Source organism: Streptomyces sp. NPDC001750 (genome assembly GCF_042892615.1).
Classification (GTDB): domain Bacteria; phylum Actinomycetota; class Actinomycetes; order Streptomycetales; family Streptomycetaceae; genus Streptomyces.
On record NZ_JBIAUE010000001.1, the window covers coordinates 639,232 to 661,186 of the forward strand.

18 protein-coding genes and 1 pseudogene are annotated in these 21,955 nt (G+C 72.4%); 7 read left to right on the forward strand and 12 right to left on the reverse strand.

Annotated elements, in window-relative coordinates:
* Positions 1–47: 47 nt before the first annotated feature.
* Complete coding sequence (locus tag ACFYY6_RS02885; protein ID WP_389191358.1) at positions 48–1,454, reverse strand: MFS transporter; 1,407 nt, start codon at positions 1,452–1,454, stop codon at positions 48–50.
* Between the two features lie 382 nt (positions 1,455–1,836).
* On the opposite strand from ACFYY6_RS02885, the gene ACFYY6_RS02890 reads away from it, so the two are divergent.
* Positions 1,837–2,826 carry a GlxA family transcriptional regulator gene (locus ACFYY6_RS02890; RefSeq protein WP_389191361.1) on the forward strand — a complete coding sequence of 330 codons (990 nt, stop codon included), beginning with the start codon at positions 1,837–1,839 and terminating at the stop codon, positions 2,824–2,826.
* Positions 2,827–3,035: 209 nt separating this feature from the next.
* On the opposite strand, the gene ACFYY6_RS02895 is transcribed toward ACFYY6_RS02890, so the two are convergent.
* The 3 genes from ACFYY6_RS02895 to ACFYY6_RS02905 all read right to left on the reverse strand — a co-directional run bounded on the left by ACFYY6_RS02895 (position 3,036) and on the right by ACFYY6_RS02905 (position 6,423).
* Positions 3,036–4,091, reverse strand: coding sequence for a Zn-dependent alcohol dehydrogenase (locus ACFYY6_RS02895; RefSeq protein WP_389191364.1), 1,056 nt, complete (start codon positions 4,089–4,091; stop codon positions 3,036–3,038).
* Entirely contained in the window at positions 4,088–5,323 is a 1,236-nt protein-coding gene (locus tag ACFYY6_RS02900) for an acyl-CoA dehydrogenase family protein (RefSeq protein WP_351519735.1), read from the reverse strand. The genes ACFYY6_RS02895 and ACFYY6_RS02900 overlap by 4 nt, the downstream gene beginning before the upstream one ends.
* A 185-nt stretch (positions 5,324–5,508) precedes the next feature.
* On the reverse strand, positions 5,509–6,423 hold the full coding sequence (locus tag ACFYY6_RS02905) for an SDR family oxidoreductase (protein WP_351627004.1): 915 nt from the start codon (positions 6,421–6,423) through the stop codon (positions 5,509–5,511).
* An 83-nt stretch (positions 6,424–6,506) separates the two neighbouring features.
* On the opposite strand from ACFYY6_RS02905, the gene ACFYY6_RS02910 reads away from it, so the two are divergent.
* Positions 6,507–7,433, forward strand: a complete 927-nt coding sequence (locus ACFYY6_RS02910; RefSeq protein ID WP_351627002.1) for a cyclase family protein — start codon at positions 6,507–6,509, stop codon at positions 7,431–7,433.
* 262 nt (positions 7,434–7,695) lie between these two features.
* On the opposite strand, the pseudogene ACFYY6_RS02915 reads toward ACFYY6_RS02910, so the two are convergent.
* The 4 genes and pseudogenes from ACFYY6_RS02915 to ACFYY6_RS02930 all read right to left on the reverse strand — a co-directional run.
* Positions 7,696–8,157 (reverse strand): annotated as a pseudogene (locus ACFYY6_RS02915) (ATP-binding protein); the annotation flags it as partial.
* Between the two features lie 661 nt (positions 8,158–8,818).
* Positions 8,819–9,862 carry an acyl-CoA dehydrogenase family protein gene (locus tag ACFYY6_RS02920; RefSeq protein WP_389191367.1) on the reverse strand — a complete coding sequence of 348 codons (1,044 nt, stop codon included), beginning with the start codon at positions 9,860–9,862 and terminating at the stop codon, positions 8,819–8,821.
* Between the two features lie 7 nt (positions 9,863–9,869).
* Positions 9,870–11,060 (reverse strand): acyl-CoA dehydrogenase, encoded by a 1,191-nt coding sequence (locus ACFYY6_RS02925; protein WP_351519740.1) that lies wholly within the window; start codon positions 11,058–11,060, stop codon positions 9,870–9,872.
* 7 nt (positions 11,061–11,067) lie between these two features.
* On the reverse strand, positions 11,068–12,294 hold the full coding sequence (locus ACFYY6_RS02930) for an amidohydrolase family protein (protein ID WP_351519741.1): 1,227 nt from the start codon (positions 12,292–12,294) through the stop codon (positions 11,068–11,070).
* A gap of 248 nt (positions 12,295–12,542) precedes the next feature.
* Between ACFYY6_RS02930 and ACFYY6_RS02935 the strand changes: the two genes are divergently transcribed.
* Positions 12,543–14,150, forward strand: coding sequence for an AMP-binding protein (locus tag ACFYY6_RS02935; protein ID WP_351519742.1), 1,608 nt, complete (start codon positions 12,543–12,545; stop codon positions 14,148–14,150).
* A gap of 92 nt (positions 14,151–14,242) precedes the next feature.
* Here ACFYY6_RS02935 and ACFYY6_RS02940 read toward each other — a convergent pair whose 3' ends face one another.
* Positions 14,243–14,617 carry an STAS domain-containing protein gene (locus ACFYY6_RS02940; RefSeq protein WP_351519743.1) on the reverse strand — a complete coding sequence of 125 codons (375 nt, stop codon included), beginning with the start codon at positions 14,615–14,617 and terminating at the stop codon, positions 14,243–14,245.
* 342 nt (positions 14,618–14,959) lie between these two features.
* Between ACFYY6_RS02940 and ACFYY6_RS02945 the strand changes: the two genes are divergently transcribed.
* Positions 14,960–15,538: a sigma-70 family RNA polymerase sigma factor gene (locus ACFYY6_RS02945; RefSeq protein WP_351519744.1), complete on the forward strand. Its 579-nt coding sequence runs from the start codon at positions 14,960–14,962 to the stop codon at positions 15,536–15,538.
* Positions 15,535–17,034 carry a zf-HC2 domain-containing protein gene (locus ACFYY6_RS02950; RefSeq protein WP_389191371.1) on the forward strand — a complete coding sequence of 500 codons (1,500 nt, stop codon included), beginning with the start codon at positions 15,535–15,537 and terminating at the stop codon, positions 17,032–17,034. Before ACFYY6_RS02945 ends, ACFYY6_RS02950 begins: the two co-directional genes overlap by 4 nt.
* 202 nt (positions 17,035–17,236) lie before the next feature.
* Here ACFYY6_RS02950 and purU read toward each other — a convergent pair whose 3' ends face one another.
* Together purU and ACFYY6_RS02960 are read right to left on the reverse strand one after the other, a co-directional pair.
* Positions 17,237–18,124 carry a formyltetrahydrofolate deformylase gene (gene purU, locus ACFYY6_RS02955; RefSeq protein ID WP_351519747.1) on the reverse strand — a complete coding sequence of 296 codons (888 nt, stop codon included), beginning with the start codon at positions 18,122–18,124 and terminating at the stop codon, positions 17,237–17,239.
* 137 nt (positions 18,125–18,261) lie between these two features.
* A complete protein-coding gene (locus ACFYY6_RS02960) occupies positions 18,262–18,711 on the reverse strand; it encodes a hypothetical protein (RefSeq protein WP_351519754.1) in 450 nt (149 codons plus the stop codon).
* 174 nt (positions 18,712–18,885) lie between these two features.
* Here ACFYY6_RS02960 and ACFYY6_RS02965 point away from each other — a divergent pair, with 174 nt between their 5' ends.
* Positions 18,886–20,166 (forward strand): ABC transporter substrate-binding protein, encoded by a 1,281-nt coding sequence (locus ACFYY6_RS02965; RefSeq protein WP_351626981.1) that lies wholly within the window; start codon positions 18,886–18,888, stop codon positions 20,164–20,166.
* Between the two features lie 222 nt (positions 20,167–20,388).
* Here the strand turns inward: ACFYY6_RS02965 and ACFYY6_RS02970 are convergent, their stop codons facing one another.
* The gene (locus ACFYY6_RS02970) at positions 20,389–21,750 is read right to left on the reverse strand and encodes a hypothetical protein (RefSeq protein ID WP_388648766.1); all 1,362 of its coding nucleotides are present in this window, start codon (positions 21,748–21,750) and stop codon (positions 20,389–20,391) included.
* On the opposite strand from ACFYY6_RS02970, the gene ACFYY6_RS02975 reads away from it, so the two are divergent.
* The gene (locus tag ACFYY6_RS02975) at positions 21,670–21,864 is read left to right on the forward strand and encodes a hypothetical protein (RefSeq protein ID WP_351524195.1); all 195 of its coding nucleotides are present in this window, start codon (positions 21,670–21,672) and stop codon (positions 21,862–21,864) included. The two genes, ACFYY6_RS02970 and ACFYY6_RS02975, sit on opposite strands and share 81 nt — an antisense overlap.
* Positions 21,865–21,955: the final 91 nt, after the last annotated feature.

Sequence of the window (21,955 nt, forward strand, 5' to 3'; positions counted from 1 at the left end):
GCCCGAGCCTGGTGCTCCGGCCACCTGCCGATCATCCCTCGTACGGTTCAGCCGGTGACCGGTTCTCCGGCCTTCCGCCCGTCGCGGCGGCGCCGGATGACCAGGGCCATCAGGGCCGCCATCGCGCACAGCGCCCCCGACGCGTACCAGACCACGTCGTACGAGCCGAACACGTCGCGCGCCACGCCGCCCAGGAACGCCACCACCGCCGCGCCCACCTGGTGGGAGGCGAGGACCCAGCCGAAGACGATGGCGCTGTCCTCCCCGTACTGCTCGCGGCACAGGGCGAGCGTCGGCGGGACGGTGGCGACCCAGTCCAGACCGTAGAAAACGATGAAGAAGATCATGGGCGGGTGCACCTCCGGCGCCATCAGCATCGGCAGGAAGAGCAGCGAGACGCCGCGCAGCGCGTAGTAGACGGCGAGGAGGCGGCGGGCGTCGAAGCGGTCGGTGAGCCAGCCGGAGAAGACCGTGCCGATGATGTCGAAGACCCCGATGACGGCGAGCAGCGAGGCCGCGGCGGTGATGGGCATGCCGTGGTCGTGGGCCGAGGGCACGAAGTGCGTGCGGATCAGGCCGTTGGTCGAGGCCCCGCAGATCGCGAACGTCCCGGCGAGCAGCCAGAACGGGCCGGTGCGCGCCGCGTCGAACAGCACGCGCAGCGTTCGCCGCGCCGCCCCGCGCGCGGGCGCGGGCTTGGGTGTGTACGCGCCGCCGTACGGGGCGAGGCCCGCGTCGGCCGGGTGGTCGTGCAGCAGGAGCCAGACGAACGGGACGACCACCAGGGCGGCGAGCGCCACGGTCACCGAGGCGGGCCGCCAGCCGTGCTCGGCGACGATCCAGGCGCACAGCGGCAGGAAGATCAACTGGCCGGAGGCGCTCGCCGCGGTGAGGATGCCGGTGACCAGGCCGCGCCGGGCGACGAACCACCGGTTGGTGACGGTCGCGGAGAACGCCAGCGCCATCGAGCCGGTACCGAGGCCGACGAGCAGCCCCCAATAGATCATCAGTTGCCAGGAGGCGGTCATCCAGACGCTGGCCAGTGCCCCGGCCGCCACCGCGCCGAGCGCGACCACGACCACTCTGCGGATGCCGAAACGGTCCATCAGTGCGGCGGCGAACGGTGCCGTGAGGCCGTACAGCGCCATGTCGATGGAGACGGCGAGTCCGATCTCCCCGCGTGACCAGCCGAACTCCGTGTGGAGCGGGTCGATGAGGAGACCGGGGAGGGAGTTGAAGGCGGCTCCACCGATGATCGTCACGAAGGTGACGGCGGCGACGATCCAGGCCCGGTGGACGGGGACGACACGGCGGACACCGCGGGTGTTCGGGCGGGGGGTGCGGCGGGCACCGGCCTGGGACGCGCGCCCGGGGAGTGTGGGGCCGGTCTCCCGGCCGTCGTCGCCCCCGGTCTCGGCGGTGCTGTCGGTCGTCTGGGTCACGTCAGCCAGCATCAGTGCGGCCCGAGGTCGGGGCCACTGGCCGTAGGGACATGGTTCGAAAGGATCGGGCCATGCTGCGGCCTCACTCCATTGCTCGCGCTGCGCCCCCGGCGCGCTCCGCCCCCGGCGCGCTCCACCCCTGGCGCGCTCCGCTCCTGCGCCCGGGCGTCGGGGAACCCCTTCAGGGGCGGCGCCCGAGCACCGACCCGGCATGCGGAGCGACCCGGCACGCAGAACCTGGCGTACCGAGTGCGCCGGGTTCGCCTCGCACACGCCCGGCGCGCTCGCCCGCACCTCGGCGGGAATGCGCGGGCGCCCTGCCGACTTTGCCTTCACGGGAGTGACATGCGTCAGCTTGTGGTCTATACCAGCTAGAGTCGAAGGGAGTCCGTTCATGCCGCACCGAGTCGTCGTCCTGGCCCTCGATGGGCTGCTTCCCTTCGAACTGGGCATCCCGCAAAGGATCTTCGGTCGCTCGATCGGTTCCGAGCCGCTCGACAAGGGCCGCAAGCTCTACGAAGTCGTGACCTGTTCCGTCCGCCCGCCGGGCCCGGTCCATACGGACGCGGACTTCACGATCACCGTCGAACGCGGCCCCGAGACCCTGGCCACGGCCGACACGGTAGTGATCCCGGCCAGTTACGAGCTGGGCCCCGTGTACACGCAGGGCAGGCTCACCGACGAACTGGCCGCCGCGTTCGCGCACGTCAGGCCGGGCACCCGGATGGTCTCCATCTGCACCGGCAGCTACGTGCTGGCGGCGGCCGGGTATCTGGACGGGCGCCCGGCCACCACCCATTGGGCATCGGCCGACCACTTCCAGCGGCTGTTCCCGGACGTGCGGGTCGACCCGGACGTCCTGTTCATCGACGACGGGGACGTCCTGACCTCCGCCGGGGTCGCCGCCGGGATCGACCTGTGCCTGCACATCGTGCGCCGCGACCACGGCACCGCCGTCGCCAACGACGTCGCCCGCCGTACCGTCGTACCGCCGCACCGGGACGGCGGGCAGGCGCAGTACATCCAGCGGCCCGTGCCGGAGGCGCGGCTGGCAACCACCACCACTGCCCGCGCCTGGGCACTCAGCCGGCTGGAGCACCCGATCCAGCTCCGCGACATGGCGCGGCAGGAGTCGATGAGCGTGCGGACGTTCACCCGCCGCTTCCGGGAGGAGATCGGGATCAGTCCCGTGCAGTGGCTGACCCGTCAACGGGTCGAGCGCGCACGGCAGCTGCTGGAGTCGACGGATCTGTCGATCGACCAGGTGGCGCGCGACGCGGGCTTCGGCACGGCCACCTCGCTGCGACAGCACCTCCAGGCGGTACTGGGGGTCTCCCCCAGCGCCTACCGGCGCACGTTCCGCGACCGGGCCGCGCGGAACTGACGCGACGCGACCGTCGGTCCGGGGCCGCGCGGAACTGTCGGGACCGACGGTCCCGGATCGACCCTGGACCGACAAGACCGAACCAAGTACCGACAGAACCGAACCCGGAACCGGGCCGCGCGGAACCGACGGACCTGACGGACCCGACAGGACCCGGACCCGGGCCCGGCAGGACGAGGCCGAGGTCCGCCTCGTCCGGGCCACCGGGGTCAGAAGACCAGCACCCCCCGGGCCACCCGGCCGTGATGCGCGTCGTCCGCCGCCTTGGCGAAGTCCTCCACCGGGTAGGTCTCGGTGACGAGTTCGTCCAGCAGCAGCCTGCCCTCCCGGTACAGCTCGGCGTACAGCGCGATGTCCCGCTGCGGGCGCGAGGATCCGTAGCGGCATCCCAGGATCGACTTGTCCAGGTACATCGACGAGACGAGGAACGACGCCTCCGCCGTCGCCGCCGGAACTCCCAGCAGGACCGCCTGCCCATGCCGGTCCAGCAGGTCGATCGCGGTGCGGATCAGTTCCGTACGGCCCACGCACTCGAAGGCGTGATCGGCGCCGTGCGGCAGGATCTCCCGTACGCCGTCGGGCGACGCCGAGGTCAGGAAGTGCGTGGCGCCGAAGCGCCGGGCCACCGCCTCCTTCGCCGGGTTGGCGTCGATCGCGACGATCGTCAGGGCGCCCGCGATCCGGGCCCCCTGGATCACGTTGAGCCCGATGCCGCCGGTGCCGATCACCACCACCGTGTCGCCGCGGTCGACCTTGGCCCGGTTGAGCACGGCCCCGACCCCGGTCAGCACCCCGCAGCCGATCAGGGCCGCCGAGGTGAGCGGCAGATCGGCCGGGATCTTCACGGCCTGCACGGCCTTGACCAGGGTCCGTTCCGCGAAGGCCGAGTTGGAGGCGAACTGGTACAGCAGTTCGCCCCGCCGGGAGAACGGCCGCCCCGGCATTCCGATCGCCTTGCGGCACATCGTCGGCCGGCCCCGGTCGCACTGCGCGCACGCCCCGCAGTTGGCCAGCGTCGACAGCGCCACGTGGTCGCCGGGCGCCACATGGCCGACACCCGCGCCGACCGCCTCGACCACGCCCGCGCCCTCGTGCCCCAGCACCACCGGCGACGGGAACGGGATCGTCCCGTCGATCACCGACAGGTCGCTGTGGCACAGCCCGGCCGCGGCCACCGCCACCAGCACCTCGCCCGGCCCCGGCTCCCGTATCTCCAGATCGTCGACGACCTCGGTGCGACTGCCGTCGAAGACGACGCCTCTCATCCCGACTCCCTCGGTAGGCCGAGCACCCGCTCGGCGATGATGTTCCGCTGGATCTCGTCCGAGCCGCCGTAGATGGTGTCGGACCGGGTGAACAGGAACAGCCGCTGCGTCTCGTCGAGTTCGTACGGGACGTCCGGCGTCCAGTCGTACGGGCCGACGGCCCCGGCCGCGCCCCTGATCCGTACGGCGAGTTCGCCCAGGCGCTGATGCCAGCCGCCCCACAGCAGCTTCGCCACGCTGGGCGCGCCCGGGTCGCCTACGGCTCCCAGGGTGCACAGGGCGTTCCAGCGCATGACCTTGAGCTCCGCCCACTGCCGGACGAGGCCGTCGCGCAGCACCGGGTCGGTGACGGCGCCGGTGGTCACGGCGCCCCGCACCACCCGTTCGAGCTCGGCGGCGAATCCGATCTGCTGGACGAGCGTGGAGACGCCGCGCTCCAGGGCCAGCAGTCCCATGGCGACAGCCCAGCCGTTGCCCTCGCCGCCGACGCACTCCTCGGCGTGCGCCCCGTCGAAGAAGACCTCGTTGAACTCGCTGGTCCCCGACATCTGGCGGATCGGCCGCACCTCGATCCGGCCCGGCTGGTCCATCGGCACGAGCAGGAACGACAGGCCGTGGTGGCGCCGGGAGCCGGGCTCCGTGCGGGCCAGCACGAAGCACCAGTCGGCCTCCCGGGCGAGCGATGTCCAGACCTTCTGCCCGGTCACGCGGTGGCCGCCGCGTGAGGGGTCGGGGACGGCGCTGGTCCGTATCCCGGCGAGGTCGGATCCGGCGCCGGGCTCGCTGTAGCCCTGGCACCACAGCTCCTCGCCGCGTGCGACGGCGGGCAGGAAACGCCGTCGCTGCTCGGGGGTGCCGTGGGCGATCAACGTCGGGGCCAGGAGGTTCTCGCCGATGTGGCCGACCCGGGCGGGCGCGGCGGCGCGGGCGTACTCCTCCGCCCAGACGACCTGCTGGATCAGGCTCGCCCGCCGGTTCCCGTACCCGCCGCCGTCCCCGTACCCGCCGCCGTCCCCGTGTCCGTCGCCTTCGTCGTCGGGCCAGCCGAGGCCGATCCAGCCGCCGCGCCCGAGTTCGCGTTCCCAGGCACGGCGGACGTCGACGCTCTCGTGCTCACTGCCCGGCCCACCGGTGCCGGCCGCCGCCGCGTACGCGCCGACGAGGTGTTCGTCCAGCCAGGCGCGGGCCTCCGCACGGAAGGCGGTGTCGTCCGGGCCGAGGGTGAAGTCCACGTTGCCTCCTGCGTACGGGTACGGAGCGAGGGGGGCGCCCGGCGCCCGCGCACCGGGGCCGGACAGCGCGCCGGGGCCGGACAGCGCGCCGGCGCGGTCCGTGCCGGCGCGGTCCGTGCCGGCGCGGTCCGTGCCAGGGAACGCCCGCGAAAGCGGGGTCCCACGGGACGTCCTGAAAGGTCCCGTCAGGCGTTCGGCCGGGCCTTGGCGGCCGCCGCCGCTGCCATCTCCTCCAGCTGCGCGAGCATGGGCATGGGGTCGGTGCCCACCGTCCCCGGCAGGAAGTCGGCGATCCGTTCCGGGGTCCACGGGCCCTCCGCGTACCCGGCGCGCAGCTCCCTCGGCTGCGCCCAGACCGCGATCTTCGGCCCGGCGACGGTGTACACCTGGCCGGTGATCCGCTCCTTGCGGGCCCGGTCGCTGAGCAGGTAGACGACGAGCGCCGCCACGTCCTCCGGCTCGCCGATCTCCTTGAGCTCCATGGGCACGTTGGCGGACATCCGGGTGCGGGCGACCGGGGCGACGGCGTTCGCGGTGACTCCGTACTTGTGCAGACCGAGGGCCGCGCTCCGTACCAGCGAGATGATCCCGCCCTTCGCGGCGCTGTAGTTGGCCTGGGCGACGCTGCCCTGGTGGTTGCCGCTGGTGAATCCGATGAGCGTGCCGCCGTCGTCCTGCTTGCGCATGACCGCCGACGCGGCCCTGAAGACGGTGAAGGTGCCCTTGAGATGGGTGGCGACGACCGGGTCCCACTCCTCCTCGGACATGTTGAACAGCATCCGTTCGCGCAGGATGCCGGCCACGCACACGACCCCGTCGATCCGGCCGTACCGCGCGAGCGCCGTGTCCACGATCCGCTGCCCGCCCGCCATCGTGGAGATGTCGTCGGCGACGGCCACCGCCTGCCCGCCCGCCGCCTCGATCTCCTTGACGACGGACTCGGCCACCTCGCTGCTCGGCTCGCCGCCGTCGATGGAGACGCCGTAGTCGTTGACGACGACCCGGGCGCCCTCGGCCGCCGCCGCGATCGCGACCGCCCGTCCGATGCCGCGACCGGCACCCGTCACGGCCACCACTTTGCCTGCCAAGAAGTTCCCCATGCCCGGCCCCTTCCCGCGGTTTCTGACGGACCGTTAGATTTTATGGGCCATCAGGTCCGCTAACACAAGCCCCGGGAGGCGCCGTGTCACTGCCGGAGGAGTTCCACGACATCGCCAAGCGCGTGAACAACTGGGGACGTTGGGGCGCCGACGACGAGATCGGGACGCTCAACCTGATCACCGACTCCGTCGTACGGGACGCCGCCGCCACGGTCCGCTCCGGGCGACGCGTCCCGCTCGCGCTCCCCCTCCAACAGGACGGCGTGCAGAGCGGTCTGGTCCCCGGGAGGATCAACCCGCTGCACACCATGGTCCAGATCAACCAGGAGCTCTTCGGCCCCGGCACCGTCGCCACCAGCGACGACTCGGCCGTGCTGAGCCTCCAGACGGCCACCCACTGGGACGCCCTCACCCACGTCTCGCACTCCGGGAGGATCTACAACGGCCGCCCGGCCGACACGATCACCGCCCACGAGGGCGCGCGGTTCAGCGGCATCGACAAGGTGCCGCACCTCGTCTCGCGCGGGATCCTCCTCGATGTGGCCCGAGCCCACGGCGTGGACCGGCTGCCCGGCGACCACGCCGTCACCCCCGAGGACCTGGACGCGGCGGAGGACCTGGCCGGGGTACGGGTCCGCTCCGGCGACATCGTCCTCGTACGGACGGGGCAGGTACGGGTCTATCTGACGGGCGACAGGCCCGCGTACGCCCACCCCTCGCCCGGCCTCTCGATACGCACACCCGAGTGGTTCCGCGCACGCGACGTGGCGGCGGTCGCCAACGACACCCTGACCTTCGAGATCTTCCCGCCCGAGATCGAGGACCTGTGGCTGGGCGTGCACGCGCTGGACCTGGTCGAGATGGGCATGCTCCAGGGCCAGAACTGGAACCTGGAGACGCTGTCCACGGCCTGTGCGGAGGAGAAGCGTTACGCCTTCCTGCTGTCGGCGATGCCCGAACCGTTCGTCGGCGCCACCGGCACCCCGGTCGCCCCGGTCGCCGTGCTGTGACCCGGGCCCCTCGGGCCCCGGCCCCGGGGCGGCCCGAAGGGCTCCGCTCGGCCCCAACCGCCTCTCGGGACCACTGCTTTAACCTTTATGCACGTCGCGTGACAGCGCGCGGGGACTCGTACGCCTTGCGGTCCGGGCTCCCCGTGCCTCCGACGCCGCCCACGCACGAGGAACCGCCCGCGCAGGGCGGACCGCCCACGCACGACGTGCCATGGACCGCGCGCGCGTGGGTGCCCGGCGCCGCGTGGGTGTCCTTCGCCCCCGAGGGAGTCCGGAGCGCCTGGCCGCCCGGGTGCAGCGGGACGACCTGGACCAGCGGGGCTTCCCGGTCGACCTCGCACCAGATGCGCTTGCCCGCGCCCTCCGGCTGCCAGCCCCAGCGGTCGGCGAGGCCGTCGACCAGCTCCAGTCCGCGGCCGCCGGTGTCCTCGCCCAGCGCGTGACGCTGCTGCGGCGGGCGGCAACTGGCGTCGGCCACCTCGACCCGTACCGTCCCGGAGCCGGACCCGCCCGCGCAGCCGAACAGCATGCGCAGCACGGCCGGGCAGCCCGTATGGACCACCGCGTTCGTGACGAGCTCCGAGATCAGCAGGATGAGGGTCTCGGCCAGCGGCTCGTCACCCCTCATCCCCGACCCGATCAGTCTCGACCGCGCCCATCTGCGTGCCCGCCCGACCTCTGCGGGATCCGGACCGACCTCCAGCTGAACCTGAAGCACCTGCACCGCTCACACCATCCGAACCGGCGGACACATCGCCTCGCGCCTCCTCGGGGTCACGGAACGTGATTCCCGTACGCGACAGCATGGTTGACGTACAGTCACCGCAACAAGCGCTTCGGGCATATTCCAGCGCGAAGGAGTACGCGTGGTACATACTGTGCGACGCACATTGCGGGGAGTCGAACAGAAGCACGTGGAGGTCTCGGGAATCTCCCGGGCGGGACCGGTGTCACCACTCGGAACGCGGGCCGACCGCCCCCTCCGGTCCGGAGCCGCCACGGGGGCAACTCCCGGATCGTCCGGTACACCCGGCTCCAGAACCTCTCGCACCCCACGGAGAGTACCCGAGGTGACCGCCGACTCCGCCCCGTGACGAATCCACCCGCGGGCACGGACCTCGCTCTTGAGGCGGCCGAACGCACCGCGTGACTCCGTACCGTGAGGCCCTGGGGTCCCTCCGTCACCTCACCGCTAACCGCGTTCGCACATATCTGCGGGCGGGAATTCTTCACGGAACCCGACCGACTCGAGCACGGATTCGAACCGCCTCACACGAGTCCCGACCGGACTGGGCACGGATCCGAGACATTTTCAGCACACGTCCGAACCCGGCGCCGGCGAGGAACCCCCGCGCCGGCCCCGGTGCGGAACCCCGGCGCCGGTCTCAGCGCGGCATCCCGGCGCCTCTGCGCAGATCCGACGCCAGTCGTTCCTCGGCCGCCGCCGCCCCGATCCACCGGCCGGAGCGCAGCCAGGCCCGCTTGAGATGCAGGTGGACATCCGCCTCCCAGGTGAAGCCCATGCCGCCGTGCACCTGGAGGCAGTCGCGGGCGTTGCGGACCGCCGCCTCGTCGGCGAGCAGCTTGGCCCCGGCGATCTCGACGGGGTCCGCGGTCACGGCCGCCGCGTAGACGGCGCAGCGCGCCAACTCGGCCCGGACCAGCATGTCGGCGCACAGGTGTTTGACCGCCTGGAACGATCCGATCGGGGCGCCGAACTGCTCGCGTTCACCGGCGTGTTGGACAGCCATCTCGGTCGTGCGGGCGGCGCTGCCGAGTTGTTCGGCGGCGGCGAGCAGCGCGCCCTCGTCACGCCACCGGGCCGTCCGGCGGGGCAACAGCTCGACGGACCGCCGCTCGTGGGGCGCTCCGGCGGGGACGGTGATCCGCCACAACGGGGTGAACGGGTCGAGCGACCGTACGGGCTCGGCGGCCCCGCCCACGAGGTCTCGCAGTTCCCCGCCCGTCACGGCGTACGCCCGTTCCGGGCCCGGCGCCGGCTCCGCCCCCGGCTCCGACGCCCGCGCCCCCATCCCCTCCGGGCCGAGCACCAGCAGTGCGTCCGCGTCCCCCAGGTGTTCCACCGGCCGGCCCGGCTCCAGCGCGGCGACCACCGCCGTCCCCTCCGCCGCGCCCTTCACGGCCCCCGCCGCGAGGTGCGTGGCGATCAGCGGCCCCGGCAGCAGTGCCCGCCCGGCCTCCTCGAAGAGGAGGACCGCCTCGGGCAGCCCGAGCCCGGCGCCGCCCTCCGTCTCCGGCAGCCGCAGTGCGAAGAACCCGGCCTCGCCGAGCTCCCGCCACAGCCCGCGGTCCACCGCCGTGCCCGCGTCGAGGGCCGCCCGCATCCGGTCCCTGCCGAAGCGCCCGGCGAGGATGTCGCGTATCCCCGAACGCAGGGCCCGCTGGTCGTCCGAGAGCTGGAAGTCCATGGCCGGTTCAGCGCCCCTTAGGCAGGCCGAGTATCCGCTCGGCGACGATGTTCCGCTGGATCTGCGAGGTGCCCGCGGCGATCGTGTACGAGAGCGAGGAGAGCCGGTCCAGGACCCATTCCCGGTCCAGATCGGCGGCGTCCGCGCCGAGCACCTCGGCGGCCGTCTCGTACAGCTCCTGACGGGCGTGCGAGTAGCGCAGTTTGAAGACCGAACCCCCGGTGCCGGGTACGCCGCCCGTGCCGGGCGCACCCCTGCCGCGCCCGGCGGGGCCCGGCCCCGACGCCTCGCTCACGTTCCACTGGGTGAGCCGCCACAGCGCCCGGAACTCGGCGTTCAGCCTGCCCAGTCGTCGGCGCAGCACCGGGTCGCCCCAGCGTCCGTCGGCCTGTGCCCGGGCGGCCAGGGCGGCCAGGGTGCGGCGGCAGGCGACGACCTCGCCGACGAAGGCCGTGCCGCGCTCGAAGGAGAGCGTGACCATGGTGACCCGCCAGCCGTCGTTCTCCGCGCCGACCCGGTGGGAGACCGGCACCCGCACCTCGTCGAGGAACATCTCCGCGAACTCGGTGGACCCGGCGAGGGTGCGCAGCGGGCGGACGGTGACGCCCGGGGTGTCCATCCTCATGGCGAGCCAGCTGATGCCCCGGTGCCGGGGGGCCGCGGGGTCGGTGCGCACCAGCAGTTCGCACCAGTCGGCGACCTCCGCGTGCGAGGTCCAGATCTTGCTGCCGCTCACCACGTAGTGGTCGCCGTCGCGCACCGCCCGGGTCCGCAGCGCGGCGAGGTCCGATCCGGCGTCGGGCTCGCTGAACCCCTGGCACCAGATCTCGTCGCCGCGCAGTACGGGGGGCAGCCAGCGCGCCCGCTGTTCGGCGGTTCCCTCGGCGGCGATGGTGGGCCCGGCGTGCAGCAGTCCGACGAAGTTGGCGCCGACGTACGGGGCGCCGGCCTTCTCCGTCTCCTCCAGGAAGATCAGGTGCTGGGTCGGGGTGGCACCCTGTCCGCCCGCGTCGACGGGCCAGTGCAGGCCCGCGTAGCCGGCGTCGTACAGCATCCGCTGCCAGGCGGTGTCGTACGCGCGCCGCCCCGGCCAGTCGTCGGGGGCGGGCTTCGCGGGCAGCGAGGGCAGTACGGTGGCCAGCCACGCACGCAGCCGTGCCCGGAACTCCTCCTCCGCCTCCGTGTACGCGAGATCCATCGCGCGCCTACGCTTCCCGGCCGTTCGGGGCCGGGCGGCGGTCGCGGTCGAGGTCGAGGCCGAGCATCCGGATCGCGTTCCCGCGCATCAGTTTGTAGACCGTCTCGTCGTCCAGCCCCTTGACATGGTCGAGCGCGACCTCCTTGGTGTGCGGGAACGTCGAGTCGACGTGCGGGTAGTCGGTCTCGAAGGTGGCGTTGTCCCGTCCGACGACATCGAGCGAGGCGACCCCGTGCTTGTCCCGGAAGAAGCAGCAGAAGATCTGCCGGTAGTAGTACGTGGACGGCGGCTCGGGGATCAGGTCGCGCACCCCGCCCCAGGCCCGGTGCTCCTCCCAGACGTCGTCCGCGCGTTCCAGTGCGTACGGGATCCAGCCCATCTGGCCCTCGCTGTAGGCGAGTTTCAGCCGGGGGAAGTGCACCAGGACCCCACTGAACAGGAAGTCCATCATCGAGGCCATGGCGTTGTTGAAGGACAGGCTGGCCTGGACGGCGGGCGGGGCGTCCGGGGAGGCGGCGGGCATCTGCGAGCTGGACCCGATGTGCATGTTGACGACCGTGCCGGTCTCCTGGCACGCGGCGAAGAACGGGTCCCAGTAGCCGGTGTGGATCGACGGCAGGCCGAGATGGGTGGGGATTTCGGAGAACGTCACCGCGCGCACCCCGCGCGCCGCGTTCCGGTGGATCTCCGCGACCGCCAGATCGATGTCCCAGAGCGGGATGATGCAGAGCGGGACGAGCCGCCCGCCGCTGTCGCCGCACCACTCCTCGACCATCCAGTCGTTGTAGGCGCGGACGCAGGCGAGCGCTACGTCTTTGTCCCGCGCCTCGGCGAAGGTCTGGCCGCAGAAGCGCGGGAAGGTGGGGAAGCACAGGCTCGCCTCGACGTGGTTGAGGTCCATGTCCTTGAGGCGCTCGGCGGGGTCCCAGCAGCCGGGCCGCATCTCGGCGCGGGTGATGCCCTCCAGCGTCATGTCGTCGCGGTCGAAGCCGACGGCGGCGATGTTCCGCTTGTACGGGAACTTCAGGTCCTCGTAGATCCACCAGTCCGTGGGCGGCCCGTCCGGGTCCATCGTGATGACGTACTTGCCGCCGACGTACGCCAGTTCCCCGATGCCCGCGGTGAGCGGCTGCGGGCCGCGCTCGCGGTACTTGGCGGGCAGCCAGGTGGAGAAGAGGTGCGGCGGCTCGATCACGTGGTCGTCGACGCTGACGATCCGAGGCAGTTCCGTCATGGTGTCCCCTTCTCCGTCACGGTGTCCCCTGTCCGTCCCCGGCGGGCTCTTCGCGTCCCCGACGGGTCTCCTTCCGTCCCCCGCGGGCCGGTTGCGTCCCCGGCGGACGGTTTCTGGATATTCATTTCTGATGACCCGTCAGATCAAGCTCCGACTCAGGCTAGCCCCGCACCCCTGGACCGACAAGGCGCGGCGCTCTACCCTCTCCGCATGATCTGACTATCCGTCAGCTTTTTGAGGGGTTCGCCGTGGACGAGACCGCACACGCGCTGGGCAGGTCGGGCACTTTCTGGGAGCTCGTCGAGCGACGGGCCGCCCTGACGCCGGACCGCCCGTTCCTGATCCAGGACGACCGCACCCTGACCTTCGGGGAGCTGCGGGACCGTGGCGAACGGGTCGCGGCCGGGCTCTGGGGGATGGGGGTGCGCCCCGGGAGCGTGGTCGTCTGGCAGCTGCCGACCCGGATCGAGACCGTGCTGCTGTCGTTCGCGCTGACCCGGATCGGGGCCGTGCAGTCGCCCGTCATCCCGTTCCACCGGGACCGCGAGACGGGGTTCGCGCTGCGCGAGTCGAAGGCCCGCTTCTTCGCCGTACCGGGCACCTGGCGCGGCTTCGACCACACGGCGATGGCGCACCGGCTGGCCGCGGCAAGGGCCTCGACGCCGGAAGCGGTCACGGCGGAACCGGCCGCGGAGGCGGCACCGGCCCCGACGGCCGGGCCCGCACCGCTGGTCTTCGAGGTGTACGCGTCGCTGCCGGACGGCGATCCGGCCGTACTGCCCCCGCCGCCCGCCGACGGGACCGCGGTCCGCTGGATCTACTGGACCTCGGGCACCACCTCCGACCCGAAGGGGGTCCTGCACACCGACCGCAGCCTGATCGCGGGCGGCTCCTGCCTGGCCCACGCACTGCGCCTGTCGGCCGACGACATCGGCTCGATCGCGTTCCCGTTCGCCCATGTCGGCGGGCCCGACTACTCGGTGATGCTGCTGCTCTACGGGTTCCCGGCGGTGCTCTTCGAGCACTTCGCGATGCCGGACGCGCTGGCGGAGTACCGGCGCCACGGGGTGACGGTCGCGGGCGGTTCCACGGCGTTCTACTCGATGTTCCTGGCCGAGCAGCGCAGGACCCCGGGCCGCGGACCGGTCCCCACCCTGCGGCTGCTGGCGGGCGGCGGGGCGCCGAAGCCGCCGGAGCTGTACCACGCGGTGGTGCGGGAGATGGGCGTCCAGCTGACCCACGGGTACGGCATGACCGAGGTCCCCATGATCACGATGGGCGCCCCCGACGACACGGCGGAACACCTCGCCGGGACGGAGGGGCGCCCGCCCGCGGGCATGGAGATCCGGATCACGGACGAGGAGGGCCTGCCATTGCCGCACGGCACGGACGGCGAGGTCCGGTTGCGCGGGGAGGCCGTCTGCAAGGGCTATCTGGACCCTGCGGCGACGGCCGCCGCCTTCGACGCCGACGGGTTCCTGATCACCGGGGACGTCGGCCATGTCGAGCCGAGCGGGCACCTGGTGCTCACCGGGCGGCTGAAGGACATCATCATCCGCAAGGGCGAGAACGTCTCCGCCAACGAGATAGAGGACCTGCTGCACGGACACCCGGAGGTCGGGGACGTGGCGGTGATCGGGCTCCCGGACGCGGAGCGCGGCGAGCGGGTCTGCGCGGTCGTGGAGCAGCCCGCGGGCGCCGCCCCGCTGACCCTGCCGGACATCACCGGCTACCTGCGGGAACGGGGACTCTCCGTGCACAAGCTGCCGGAACAGCTGGAGGTGGTCGCGGAGCTGCCGCGCAACGAGACCCTGCGGAAGGTGCTGAAGTACCGGCTGCGGGAGCGGTTCTCCTGACGGCGAGCGGATCTCCCCGACAGCGAACAGATCTCCCGACGGCGAGCGGTTCTCCCCGACAGCGGGGGCCGGTGCCCCGGTTCCCCCGGTCCTCAGACCGGGAGCGGCCGGGCCCCGTCGTCGACGGCTGCGCGCCGGTCGGGGTAGACGTCGAAGAGACGGCGTACGCCGAGGGCGCTGATGACCCGGTTGACATGCGAGCCCTCCTCCGCGCCCCGCGCCGGGAGGATCAGCCGCAGCCGGCCCCCGCACGAGCGCATCAGGCGGCGGGCCGCGATCAGTACGCCGACGCCGCTGGAATCGCAGAACTGGACCTCGGAGAGGTCGAGCACCACGTCGTGGCGGCCCTCGGCGACCGCCTCGTGGACGGACTGGCGCATCGCGGGCGACGACACCAGATCCAGCTCGCCGCGCATGCGCAGCACGGTCCAGTCGCCGTGCACGGTCTCGGCCACTTTCAGTGTCACGCGACGGGGCCTCTCGTTCCGTGTCTTCCGACGTTGTTCCGTGGCGTCGACTTCTTGACTGCTTCCGGCCGTTCCCGACCGGTTCGTCCGACGTTCCGGAAGTTTCCGCTCCTTCTCGCGGGTGCCCCCGCCGCAGATCCATGAAACACCGACTCGCACGAGAGGCCATAGTCGTGTTCGAACCGAAATGATTGGTTCGCGTACGATTTCGCCATCGCGGCGAGACGGCGTCTTCCTTACCACGTCCGGCCTCTCCGGGGGCGCACTTGCCACAAAGGCTCGTCCGTGGTCGGCACCGCCGACTACATTCGATGTGACGAGGGGAACAGGGCTGGGGGTCGCATGGCGAGAAACGCACCACCCCGCTGGGACCGCAAGATGCAGCAGCGGCTGGCGCGCGGTGAGGCGGCCGCCCTCGGCGAGCTCTACGACCGGTTCGCCTCGCTCGTGCACAGCCAGGCCCACCGGATGCTCGACGACGAGACGGCCGCGGACCAGGTGACCCGCGAGGTCTTCGGCTACGTGTGGGAGAACCCGGACGCCTACGACCCGAAGCAGGGCTCGATGCGCTCCTGGGTGGCCCGGCTCGCGCACCGGCACTCCGTACGGCGGCTGCGCGAGACGTACCGCCCCGCCGAGGACGCGGACGGGCGGACCGGCGCCGAGTTGGAGGAGCGGGTGCGCCGGGCCACGGCATCGGCCCGCGCCGACTACATCGTGACGTCCATGCCCGCCCCCTTGCGCGCCGCGCTGGAGCTCGCCTACGTCCAGCGCAGGGACTACCGGCAGGCCGCGGCCGACCTCGGGGTCACCGAGGACGAGGCCCGTCGCCGGCTGCGGCTCGGGCTGCAACTGCTGTCCACCGCCCACACCCACCCGCTGGAGGGTGCGTCCCCGCCCGGATACGGACGGGCGCTGTGACCACCGACGGCAACGCGCACGGACGCGACGACGAGAGCGAGGGACGCGACGAGGAGGTGCGGGGCGCACCGCGCATACCGGGACCGCGGGCGGCCGCCGACGACTTCGACCTCGGCTCCCTGCCGCTGCCGCCGCTCGCCCCGGCGTCCCCGCCCGAGGAACGGCACCGGACGCCGGACGAGCGACCGTGGGCACCCGAGGAACGGGCGTGGGCATCCGACGAACCGCGGCCGACGACACCGGAACGGGAATCCGCCGTGGCACCATCCGGCCCGCCGAAGCCGCAGAACCCGCGATCGAAGCCGCAGAGCCCGCCGGGCTCACCGAATCCACAGGGCCCGCCGTTGTCGCAGAAGCCGACGGAGCCGCCGGCCCCGCTGCTGCCCCATCGCGTCCTCAAGGCGCTGCTCGGCGCCTGGGCGCTGGCCGCGTGCTCGGCGGAGGAGACCGAGGCCGTCGAGGCGCATCTGACCGAGTGCGCCACCTGCGCGGACGAGGCGTTGCGGCTGCGCGACGCGGTCGGCCTGCTGCAGACCGACCGCAGTCTGGATCTCGATCCGGCGCTGCGTGCCCGGGTGATCGACTCCTGCCTGTCCCGCCGCCCGGCCGCCATCCCGGTACCGGACTGGGCCGCTCCGTACGAGGCGGAGACCGCCCGGCTCGACGCGCTGCTGCACGACATCGGCGACTCCGAGTGGCACGCCCCGGTGCGGCTGAAGTGGTTCGAGGACGAGGAGCAGGCCCGTCGCAGGACGACGGTCGCGGGCGTCGTCGGCCATCTCATGACCGTCGACGGGCTGGTCGGCACGGCCCTCGGCCTGGACGTGCCGCTCGGCGACGGCACCATCGGCCGGGCCGAGGACTGGCCGCTGTCGCCCACCGCCCGCACGGAGCGGTACTGGTCCGCGACCCGTCTGCCGCCCACCCGCTCGGTCCACGACCCGTGGCGGGCGCAGAGCCACACCCTCATCCGCACGGTGTCGTTCGCGGGCCGCCGGGTCTCCGAGCTCTCCGTCCCGTACGGCGACTTCGCGCTGCCGATGCACGACGCGTTGCTGGAGCGCGCCTTCGAATGCTGGGTGCACGGCGGTGACATCGCGGACGCGGTGGACTACCCGTACGAGGCGCCGTCCGCCCCGCATCTGAACCGGATCGTCGACCTGGCGGCCCGGGTGCTGCCCGCGGCGCTGGCCGAACGCCGCAGGACGGGACTGGCCGGGCCCGTACGTCATCTGGTGACGGCGGGTTCGCCGGGCCGCTCGCTGCATCTGGAGATCGAGGGCTCGGGCGGCGGCAACTGGTACATCCCGCTGGACTCCCCCGCCGCCTCCGGTTCGCCCACGCACACAGTGGCGCAGATCGCGCTGGACAGCGTCGAGTTCTGCCAGCTGATCGCCGGGCGGGTGCCTCCCGTGGACGCGGCGGCCGGTCAGCAGGGCGACCGCGAGGCGATCCGCGATGTCCTGTTCACCGCGGCGTCGCTGAGCCGCCTCTGAGAACTCCCGACGAAATGATCTCCGCAGTGGCCGGGGCGTCCGGGGACCGGTGATCCGGGATGTCGGCGCGGCTCGGCGGAAGCCGTGGGGCATCGGCGGCGAGTTGTGGGCGGCGACCGGGCCGCCGCTGCCTCCGCCCGTGCCCTGGACGAGCGGGAACGGGCGGGGGCGGGGACGCACGGCGTGCGGCCCGCGGCGCGCGCTACGCGAAGATCACCGTGCGGTGGCCGTTGAGCAGGATGCGCCGCTCCGCGTGCCACTTCACCGCCCGTGCGAGCGCCTGGCACTCCACGTCTCGGCCGAGGGCGACCAGCTGGTCCGGGGTGACGTCGTGGCGCACCCGCTCGACCTCCTGCTCGATGATCGGCCCCTCGTCGAGATCGGCCGTCACGTAGTGCGCCGTCGCACCGATCAGCTTCACTCCGCGCGCGTGCGCCTGGTGGTACGGCTTCGCGCCCTTGAAGCTCGGCAGGAAGGAGTGGTGGATGTTGATGATCCGGCCGCTCAGCCGCTTGCACAGGTCGTCCGAGAGGACCTGCATGTAGCGGGCGAGGACGACCAGCTCGACGTTCTCCGCCTCGACCAGCTCCAGCAGCTCGGCCTCCGCCTCCGCCTTCGTCTCCTTCGTCACCGGGATGTGCCGGAACGGGATGTCGTACGAGGCGACGAGCTCCGCGAAGTCCGTGTGGTTGGAGACGACGGCCGCGATCTCGACCGGCAGCGCCCCGATCCGGGAACGGAACAGCAGGTCGTTGAGGCAGTGGCCGAACTTGCTGACCATCAGCACGATCCGCATCCGCTCCGCGGAACGGTGGATCTGCCAGTCCATCCGGAAGGAGTCGCCGACCGCGGCGAAACTGGCCCGCAGCTTCTCCACGGTCACCGGGCTGTCCGCCGAGAAGTGGACCCGCATGAAGAACAGACCCGTGTCGTGGTCGCCGAACTGCTGACTGTCCTCGATGTTGCAGCCCGTCATGAAGAGATAGCTCGACACGGCGTGCACGATGCCCTGCTTGTCGGGGCAGGAAAGCGTGAGGACGTACTGCTCGGGGGTGGTCTCGGCCGGTTCGGCGGGATGTGGCACGGTCATTCCCGTAGGGTGCCACATCGGGCCGGAATCAGGCCGACCCGATCATGATGCGGACCCGATCATGGTGTACACGCACCCTCACGAGGACCATCCGTCGCTCGGACCTGCCGTCACGGAGCGGCCGGCGCCCCGGCCCGTCATGATGCGGACCCGGTCATGATGCGGAGCACGTCCAGGGAGCGCGGCGGGGTGTCCGGGTCCTCGCCGTCGTTGGTGGCGAGCAGCACATGGGCCTCCCTGGCGGCGACCACGGCCTCCGGCCAGCCCGGGTGCTCCAGGTACGCCGACACGGGGGCGTCCGCGCCGATCTGGTGCAGGATGCGCAGCACCCGCAGCACGGCGGCGTCGACGAGCGCGGCCTCGTCCGCATCGCGGAAGATCGTGCCGACGTACTTCTCGGCGGACCAGTTGTCCAGCCACGTGTCCTCGACCAAGCGGTACACGGCGTCGGTGACGTCGCCGTACCCTTCCCGTCCGGCCAGCCAGCACTCCTGGTGGAAGACGGGGTCGGAGAGCATGTGCAGCGCCGAGCGCACGTTGCTGCGCCAGCGCCACCACGGCATGTCGTTCAGCGGCATGCCGCCCATGGTGGAGGAGCGGCGGCCGCGGCGGGAAGTGTTCTGCGAACCTTGCTGCACGGTAGTCGATCGTACGTTCCCTTTTCAGCCAACCGCGCAGGCCCCCGCAATTCACCTGGACGTCACCCTGCGTTGCGCGAAGCACACAGTGCCGTTACCCCGGGGGCGTAATTCTCCTTGTCCATGACCGGACGGCGACGCCCCACCTCCCCCCGCCCCCGCAGGCTCCTCATGAGCGCGGCGGCGGCCGGGGCGTTGCTGGCCACCGGCTGCGGCGCGCTCCCTGGGGCCACGGGGGGTTCCAGGGAGCCCGTCACCGTGGTCACCTGGGCCCCCGCGGGAACCACGGGGCCCGACACCCTGGACATGTCCGGCATGACCGCCATGGCGGTCACGTACGGGCGCTGGGTCAATGAGAACGGCGGGCTCAACGGTCACGAGCTGCGGGTCGTCACCTGTGACGAGGCGGACACCCCGGTCGGCGCGGCCAACTGCGCCCGGCTGGCCGTCGAGAAGAAGGCGGTGGCGGTCGTCGGCTCCTACAGCCGGCACGGTTCGTCGTTCATGCCACCGCTGGAGACCGCCGGCATCCCCTTCCTCGGTGGTTACGGCGCCTCCGAGGAGGAGTTCAGCAGCTACAACTCCTTCCCGGTCAACGGCGGGCAGTCGGCGCTCCTCGCGGGCAACGCCCGACAGCTGGCCCGCCGCTGCGACCGGGTGTCCGTGGTGCGGCCCGACACCCTGGGCGGCGACGGCCAGGCGTGGCTCCTGAAGACCGGCCTCACCGATGCCGACCGCCCCGCCCCCGCCGACATCCGGGCGGCCGAGGCGGCCACGTCGTACGACGACGCGGCCGGCCGCGCGCTCCGGGCAGCGGGCCGGAGCGGCGGCTGTGTGACGGCTGTGCTCGGGAGCCGTACGGAGACCTTCTTCGACTCCTTCCGACGGCTCGAACCCTCGTACGGAGAGGTCCGCATCTCGTCCGTGCTCGGCAGTGTCGGGCAGCAGATGATCGACAGCACCGGTGGCCGGAAGAGTCCGTTCGAGGGTGCATACGTCACCGGCTGGTACCCGGCGCCGAGCGACTCCCGCTGGAACGAGATGCGGGCGGTGGTCCGCAAGCACGCCTTCGGCGACAACCGGATCGACGCGGACGACCCGGGCGTCCAGACCACGTGGATCGCCTACACCGCGCTGAAGGAGATCGTGAAGACGATCGACTCCCCGCAGGTCACCGCCGGAAAGGTCGTCGGAGCGCTCGGCCACGGTCCGCGGATCGAGACCGGGGGGCTGACACCGCCACTGCGCTGGCGGTTCTCGGACACGCTCGGCTCGTCCGCGTACCCCCGCATCGTCAACAGCAAGGTGACGTTCCAGGTGGTCCGCGACGGGCGGCTCGTCGAGGACAAGAAGGGCTTCGTGGACGTCGCCGAGACGCTGTCGGACGCCAGCGCCAGAGGGTGAACGGGTGAGGAGCGGCCACGCTCCTCACCCGCCGCGGGCGTACGCCCCCCGCGCCGACGTACGGACTCCCGCCGGGGGCTCCCGCGGACGTACGGACTCCTGCCGTCGTCCGGGCTCCTGTCGGCGTACGGGCCGGGGCCGGTCCTTCCCGCCCCGGCCGCCTCACCTCGGCGTGCGCCCCGCCCCGGCGCGCGCCCCGCCGTCGGAGGCCGGCCGCCTTCCTCAGAGGTCGACCGCTTCCCGCCGGGTCAGTCCGTGCTTGGACGCGATCACGTTCCACAGCTCCGACGCCTGCTGCTTCGCCTTGCTCGCCTCGCCACTGCGCACGGTGGCCTGCTGCGTCTGGTACGTCGTGCGGGCCTTGCCGTGCTTGCAGACCTTCTTGCCCTGCTTGGCCTGCTCGGCCCAGGCGGCGTAGTGGTCGTCGGCGGAGGCGGACGCCTGCCACGCCTTGGTGAGGGCGGCGGTCAGCCGCTCGTGGTCCGGCAGCTTGTCGACGCTCAGCTGTTCGAGCTGGGTCACCAGATCGCGGCGCTGCCGGGCCGCGTCCTTCAGGTCCGTCACGGCCTGGTCCAGGTCCTGGCAGTTCTTGGTCTTCTCGACGGCGCCGATGACCGCGGAACGGCTGTTGTTGCTGTGCGCCAGCAGCTTGTCCAGCGCCTCGGCCTGCGTCTTCACCGGGTCCTCGGCCGGCTGCTGGGGGGCCTCGTTCGACGGCGAACCGGTGGCCGCCACGGGCTGCTTGTCGTCGTCGCCCTTGCCGTCGCCGCCGCTCATCAGCGCACCGGCGCCGAGCCCCACGACGGCACAGGCGGCGACGACCGTCGCGATGAGCGTGACGTGCGCGCGCTTCTTGCGCGGTGCGGCCCGCCCCTGCGGCTCGTCCGCCTGCTGATACCCCGGTCGCGGCGCCGGGGGCGCCTGATGGGCGCCGCCGCCCGGGTGCTGCTGCGCGGGTGCGAGCCGGGGCATCTGCTGGGTGGACCCGGCCGTCCCGCCCTCGCGGAACAGGTTGTCGAACTCGGCCGGCGGCTGACGGTCACCCGGGGCGCCGGGCCTGATCCCGTACGGGGCGCCGCCGGGAACCGGCGGGATGTACTGGGTCGCCTCCGCGTCGCCGCCGTGCGCGGGCTGCTGCTGTTGCTGGTACGGCTGCTGCTGCGGCTGCGTACCGTGGGGAAGGAACTGGGTGGCCTCCGCGGGGTTCTCCGGCGGCAGTCCGCCGGGCACCGGCCCGCCGGGCACCGGCGCGATGTACTGCGTGGCGTCCGCGTCCCCGCCCGCATGGGGCACCGCCTCGGGCGGCAGGGGCTGGGCGTACGGCTGCGACGGCTGCTGTGGAATCTGAGGCGGCTGGTGGTGCTGATGATGCTGCGGGGGCTGCTGCTGCGCCGGGGGCAGCGGTTGCCCGTACGACTGCCCCTGCGGCGCCTGCCCGTACGGATCGTGCCCGTACGGACCCTGTCCCGGAGTGGCCTGCTGCGGCAGTGACGAGGCGTCCGGGTGCGCCGCCTGCGGCCCCCAGGCCTGCCCCCACGGCTGACCGCCCGCCGGGGTGCCCTGCTCGCCGGGCCCTCCTGGTATCCAGGGCTCGCCGCCACCCGCGGGCAGCACGACACCTTCGTGCGCGGGCCGTACAGCAGGGAGCTGCCGCTCGTCACCCTGTCCGCTCTGCGTCACCGGGACTCCTACATGTGAACCTACGGAATCGTCGGCTCACGCTATCGGGTGGCCCCCGCCGTCCGCCAAGCGTGTCCGGTCACTCACCACCCCATTCACAGAGGCCGGG

Bases quoted from the DNA above. Each gene is read 5' to 3' on its own strand.
- purU (WP_351519747.1), bottom strand. From the start codon at position 18,124: ATGACCGTGCCACATCCCGCCGAACCGGCCGAGACCACCCCCGAGCAG.
- ACFYY6_RS02965 (WP_351626981.1), top strand. From the start codon at position 18,886: ATGACCGGACGGCGACGCCCCACCTCCCCCCGCCCCCGCAGGCTCCTC.
- ACFYY6_RS02905 (WP_351627004.1), bottom strand. From the start codon at position 6,423: ATGGGGAACTTCTTGGCAGGCAAAGTGGTGGCCGTGACGGGTGCCGGT.
- ACFYY6_RS02920 (WP_389191367.1), bottom strand. From the start codon at position 9,862: ATGGACTTCCAGCTCTCGGACGACCAGCGGGCCCTGCGTTCGGGGATA.
- ACFYY6_RS02890 (WP_389191361.1), top strand. From the start codon at position 1,837: ATGCCGCACCGAGTCGTCGTCCTGGCCCTCGATGGGCTGCTTCCCTTC.
- ACFYY6_RS02930 (WP_351519741.1), bottom strand. From the start codon at position 12,294: ATGACGGAACTGCCTCGGATCGTCAGCGTCGACGACCACGTGATCGAG.
- ACFYY6_RS02925 (WP_351519740.1), bottom strand. From the start codon at position 11,060: ATGGATCTCGCGTACACGGAGGCGGAGGAGGAGTTCCGGGCACGGCTG.
- ACFYY6_RS02945 (WP_351519744.1), top strand. From the start codon at position 14,960: ATGGCGAGAAACGCACCACCCCGCTGGGACCGCAAGATGCAGCAGCGG.
- ACFYY6_RS02895 (WP_389191364.1), bottom strand. From the start codon at position 4,091: ATGAGAGGCGTCGTCTTCGACGGCAGTCGCACCGAGGTCGTCGACGAT.
- ACFYY6_RS02960 (WP_351519754.1), bottom strand. From the start codon at position 18,711: ATGGGCGGCATGCCGCTGAACGACATGCCGTGGTGGCGCTGGCGCAGC.
- ACFYY6_RS02885 (WP_389191358.1), bottom strand. From the start codon at position 1,454: ATGCTGGCTGACGTGACCCAGACGACCGACAGCACCGCCGAGACCGGG.